The organism is Rubneribacter badeniensis (assembly GCF_002899695.1).
Lineage (GTDB): Bacteria > Actinomycetota > Coriobacteriia > Coriobacteriales > Eggerthellaceae > Rubneribacter > Rubneribacter badeniensis.
In genome coordinates this window covers 1-5,354 of sequence record NZ_PPEL01000134.1, presented here as the reverse complement: position 1 = coordinate 5,354, position 5,354 = coordinate 1, and the positions used below count along the sequence as shown (strand labels likewise).

Annotated in this window: 3 protein-coding genes; 1 reads left to right on the top strand and 2 read right to left on the bottom strand. The window is 63.8% G+C overall.

Translation table 11 applies throughout. From position 1 onward, the window contains the following. The first annotated feature begins 984 nt into the window (after window positions 1-984). Window positions 985-1,770 carry an amidohydrolase family protein gene (locus C2L80_RS13030; RefSeq protein WP_103263348.1) on the top strand — a complete coding sequence of 262 codons (786 nt, stop codon included), beginning with the start codon at window positions 985-987 and terminating at the stop codon, window positions 1,768-1,770. A 114-nt stretch (window positions 1,771-1,884) separates the two neighbouring features. Here C2L80_RS13030 and C2L80_RS13025 read toward each other — a convergent pair whose 3' ends face one another. Both C2L80_RS13025 and C2L80_RS13020 read right to left on the bottom strand, forming a co-directional pair. After that, window positions 1,885-3,207, bottom strand: a complete 1,323-nt coding sequence (locus C2L80_RS13025; protein ID WP_103263347.1) for a hemolysin family protein — start codon at window positions 3,205-3,207, stop codon at window positions 1,885-1,887. Window positions 3,208-3,677: 470 nt separating this feature from the next. Beyond that, entirely contained in the window at window positions 3,678-5,210 is a 1,533-nt protein-coding gene (locus tag C2L80_RS13020) for a uracil-xanthine permease family protein (protein ID WP_239939017.1), read from the bottom strand. Window positions 5,211-5,354 lie beyond the last annotated feature (144 nt).

Here is a 5,354-nt window from a genome sequence, read left to right as displayed (position 1 = left end):
GAGGGAGGGAGGGCGACCAATCAAGAGGGAGTCGAGAGAAGAGGGAGGGCAAAGGAGCCAAACGCCCTCTTCGGCCGCCTTTTGCACAAAAGCGTTTGGCTGAGCACGAGAACGCATCGCGTATCACCCGGTGGGTGCTTCGCGTTCGGCTAACTTCGCAATTCAACCAACGAGAAGGGACAGGAAAAGAGGAGGTGCCGGCGATGGCGAAGACCGACCCGTCCAACATCGCCAACCACGCGCAAGCCGACGGCCCGCATGGCAAGAAATCGCCGATTTCGGAATCTTTCGGCGGCCTTCCGCGCCGTTTTGAGGCGTTTCGGAATGCTCTGATTCGAGTGACCAGGAGTTTTTCCATGCGAGCGGGCACGTACCGACCCACCACATTTCCGAGATCGGTGATTTCTTGTCATGCGGGCGGCATGCCCCCATCAACCCGAGGACAACGTATATCCAGCCCCCCTCGCACAGCGTCACCCCGACATCCCCGACAAGGGGCCGTCCGGCACAGAGAATCCCACCCCCAAGCCAAAACCGCGGAAGAAGGACGCCTCCCAAGCGGAAAGGAGGCCGAGAGGGACAACGGGATGACGCATCCCGCCGCGGCCCGACAGAAAGCCCAACGCGCCTTCGCAACGCCCCCAGCGCGCACCCCGCAACGCGCGCCCTGCGCCAAAACCCCGCCAGCACGCCAACACGCCTACCGCCCTCCGCGTCCAGCGCACCAAAGCGCACCCCGCGACCACTATACCCGAAGCGCAAGCGCTCGCTGATGGACACGCGGCCAGCGCACCAACACGCCAACGCGCCTTCCGCAGCCAGTACGTTAACGCCCCGCCAACGCGCCTTCCGTGGCAACATGCCCGCCAGCTTCCACCGATTGCCCGCTGCACGCCTCGGACAGTTGCACTACAATCGAGGGCGCGAACGCGCAGGCACCAGCGCCAGCGCGCAGAGCGCACAGCAGACCGCGAAGGAGCACGCATGACCATCATCGACGTCCACGCCCATATCTACCCCGAGAAGATCGCCGAGCGCGCCGTGGACGCCGTGGGCGAGTTCTACCTCGTTGACATGTACGGCAAGGGCACGGCGGCGCATTTGCTGGAATCGCAAAAGCGCGCGCCCATCTCGCGGTTCGTCGTGCACTCGGTAGCCACGTCGGCGCACGCGGTGACCGCCATCAACGATTTCATCGCCGCGCAATGCCGCGAGCATGCGGAATTCATCGGCTTCATGGCTATGCACCAGGACTTCCCCGACCCCGAAGCCGAAATCGAACGCGCCGTCGGCCTGGGCCTTGCTGGCATGAAGCTGCATCCGGACACGCAGAAGGTGGACATGGACGACCCCCGCCTCATGCGCATCTACGAGATGATCGAGGGCCGCCTGCCGCTCATCGTGCACACGGGCGACTACCGCACGGACTTCTCGCATCCGCGCCGCCTCAAGCGCATCCTGCGAGCGTTTCCGAACCTCGTGGTGGACGCCGCCCACTTCGGCGGTTGGTCGATCCCCGAGATCGGCTACGACGTGTTGCACGAGGAGAACGTGTTCATCGACGTGTCCAGCTCCATGATGTGCCTTGGGCAGAGGCGCACGCGCGAGCTCGTGCGCATGTGGGGAGCCGACCGCGTGATGTTCGGCTCCGACTTCCCCATGTGGGATCCTGCGCACGAGTTCGACACGTTCACCTCGCTCGGATTCACCGACGACGAGCTTGAGAAGATGCTCGGGAAGAACGCCGAGCGCTTCGTGGGCGCGTCGTAGGCACTTCGTGGGCGCGTCGCGGGTGAGTCGACGAGCGCAGCAGCGCAAAAGCCGTCCGGCGCGCCCATGACGGCATAAAAAACGCCGGCAACCCGAAGGATGCCGGCGCTCGGATTACTCCTCTTCGCTGGTCGGTTCCACGTGCTCGACCACCACGCGAATCTTGTCGATGCGATGCCGGTCCATGCCCACTACGGTGAACGAGGCTTTGTCGTTTCCGTGCTCCACCGCAACGGTGTCGCCCTCGTCGGGGATGCGGTCGAACAGCGTGAGCAAAAGGCCACCCGCCGTCTCGCATTCCTCGGATTCCTCCGGCTCGAACCCGATGAGCTCGCCCACCTCGTCGATGGGCAGCGAGCCGTCGACGAGGTAGCTGCCGTCCTCCATCTTCACCACTTCGTACGAACTGCCGTGCACGTACTCGTCGTCGATGCGGCCGACGATCTGCTCCATGATATCGCTCATGGTGACGATGCCCGCGGTGCCGCCGTGCTCGTCCACAACCACGGCGATCTTCGTGCGCTTGCTTTGCAGCGTCTGCAGAAGCTTCGCGATGGACACGCTTTCGGGCACAGCCTGGATAGCGCGGATGCGCAGATCGTCGATCGTGGCATTCTTCGGCAGCGTGTAGAGATCCTTCACGTGCACGAAACCGATGATGTGATCCTTGCTGTCGCGGCACACGGGATAGCGCGTGTACTTGTAGCGCAGAACCGTCTCAAGGTTCTGCTCAAGCGGATCCTCCAAGTCGATGCACACCACATCGGTGCGCGGCGTCATAATGGCCTCGGCGTCTTTGTCGCCCAGGTCGAAGATGTTGTCCACGTACTCGTTTTGCTCGGGGTCGATGAGGCCGCTTTCGGTGCTCTCATCGATGAGCAGCTTGATCTCCTCGCCGGTGTACACCTCGTGTTCGTTGGCCACGTCGTGGCCGAGCAGCCTCATGACGCCGTTCGTGATGCTGTTGAACAGCCACATCACCGGATACGTGATGCGGTAGAACCACACAAGGGGAGCAGCCGTGAACAGCGCGTAGCGTTCGGTGGAGAAGATGGCAAGCGACTTGGGGATGAGCTCGCCCACCACGATGTGCAGCGCAGTGATGATGATGAAGCCGATGGCCACCGAGATGCCATGCATGGCAGCTTCGGGCACGTTCAACGCAGTGAACAGCGGCTCGAACAGCTTGGACACCGCCGGCTCGCCCAGCCAGCCCAAAGCGAGCGACGCGAGCGTGATGCCCAGCTGGCATGCGGACAGGTAAGCGTTGACGTTGTCGGCGACGAGCTTGGCGTACTTGGCGCCCTTTCGGCCCTCGTCGACGAGGATTTCTACTTGCGACTTGCGCACACGCACGAGCGAGAACTCGGCGGCGACGAAGAACGCATTCATGAGCAGGAAAAACAGAACGAGCAGCAAGCTGAGTGCTATCGGCATGATTGCGGATGGTCCTCCTTCATATGACTATTCGCCACGATATCGTACGGCATGAATCCACCTGGTCACGCCTTTGTTGCCAGAAACCCGCAGGTTTCCATAAGTAGGTGGAAGGGTCGAGCAACAAGGATTGAAGATGCGGAAGGAGACGCGCCGCGCCGACGAACTTGAACAATCCGCACGCGCCGAAGACATGCGCATCCTTGGAGACGGCGAATTCAAGCATACGGATTCCTCGTGATCCCGGCATGCGCCCTCTCGCACCCGCCAAGAAACCCACGCGCCTCCCTCCGGCAAACCCGAAGGGAGGCGGCAAGCACGCGAAGGAAGCGCAACGATACGCCGCAGCGCAGGAACGAAGTTCGCGCGGGGATGTGCAGAGCAGAAGAACGGGGAGGGGACAGGCACAAACACGCCGGGCAGGCCGACGGTCGCAATATGTTGCGGCCATCGACCCGCCGAAAACGTTCTTACGCTTTTGCAGGCTGTTCCTCGTCAAACTCCCCGGTCAACCCTGCCGTGTCCGATAGCCCATTCGCCCTTGCCGCGTCCGACGTCGCGCCAGCCTCAGACACCGTTGCGGAACCCGCCGCAGCAGCTGCGCCCGCGCCCAACGCCCCGGCGCCGGCCCCGTCCGCAGCCAGCGCGCCATCGGCAGCAGCGCTCGCTCCGTCGGCAGCAGCGTCCGCGCCCTCCCCGGCGCGAGCGTCCTTCGGCAGCACGAGGTTCGCCACGATGGCCACCAGAAACACCACGGCCACGCAATTCTGCGCGAACACACTTTGCACCAACTCCGGGAAGATGGCGAACAAATCGCCCACCTGCGTGAACCCGATGCCCACCGCCAGCGACAGCGCCGCGATGGTGATGTTGCGCTGCGAGAACCCGGCGCGCGCAATCATCTGGAAACCGCTCACGATGATGTTGCCGAACATCATGATGGTGCAACCGCCCAGCACCGCCTCGGGCAGCGACGAGAACACCACGCTGATCACCGGCAAAAACGCCGCCAGGATCATGATGACGGCGCCGGTGGCGATGGCTTTACGGTTCACCACCTTCGTCATGACCACCAGGCCGATGTTCTGCGAGAACGACGTGATGGGCAAACAGCCGAAACACGCCGACAGCGTGCTGACGAAGCCGTCGCACGCGATGGATCCCGACAACTCCCTCTCGCGCACCTCGCGGTTGAGGCCCACCATGGTCAGCGCCGTCGTGTCGCCGATCGTCTCCGTGGCCGACACCAGGAAGATAAGCGCAACCGACACGATGGCCCCCAGGTTGAACTCGGGAGCGAACGGCATGGGTTGCGGCAGCGCGAACAACCCCACGTCGGCGAAGCCGCTGAAATCCACCTTGCCCATGAACACGGCCAGCACATACCCGACGATCAGGCCGAACAGCACCGAAAGCTGCTTGGTCTTGCCCTTTGCCAGCACCTGGAACACCAGGCACGCCGCCAGCGACACGCATCCCAGCACGAGGTTGTGCGGCGAGCCGAAATCTGCCGCGCCCGAGCCACCGCCGAACGAGGTCGCGCCCACACTGAGCAGCGAGAACCCGATGGACGTGACCACCACGGCCGCCACGATGGGCGAGATGATGCGCCGCCAGTACTTCGCGAACAAGCCCAGCACGCCCTCGAAGATGCCGCCCACGATGATGGCCCCGATGGCGGCGTTGTAACCGTACGTAGCCACCACGCCTGTGAGCACCGTGACGAACGTGAAGCTGATGCCCATGACGATGGGCAGCCCCGACCCCACGCGCCACAGTGGGAAGAGCTGGATGAGCGTGCCGATGCCGGCGATGAGCATGGCGCTTTGCACGAGCGCGCCGGTTTGCGCATCGCCCAAACCGGCCACACCCGCGATGATGAGGATAGGCGCGAGGTTAGCCACGAACATGGCCAGGATGTGCTGGACACCGTAGGGCACCGCGCGAAGAAGCGGGATATCGCCGTCGAGCTTGAACAGCTCTTCCTGCTTGAACGTCTTCATGAGTGGGCCTCCGGCTCCTCGCGAGGGCCGCCCGCGAAGGCGGCGAATTCCGGCGAAGCAGAGGTGGAAGAGGCTACCGCAACGGGAGGGGCGGGGACGACCGCAGGGGCGGGGACGGCGGGGGCCGCGGCGGCGCCGCACGCC

Bases quoted from the DNA above. Each gene is read 5' to 3' on its own strand.
- C2L80_RS13025 (WP_103263347.1), bottom strand. From the start codon at position 3,207: ATGCCGATAGCACTCAGCTTGCTGCTCGTTCTGTTTTTCCTGCTCATG.
- C2L80_RS13030 (WP_103263348.1), top strand. From the start codon at position 985: ATGACCATCATCGACGTCCACGCCCATATCTACCCCGAGAAGATCGCC.
- C2L80_RS13020 (WP_239939017.1), bottom strand. From the start codon at position 5,210: ATGAAGACGTTCAAGCAGGAAGAGCTGTTCAAGCTCGACGGCGATATC.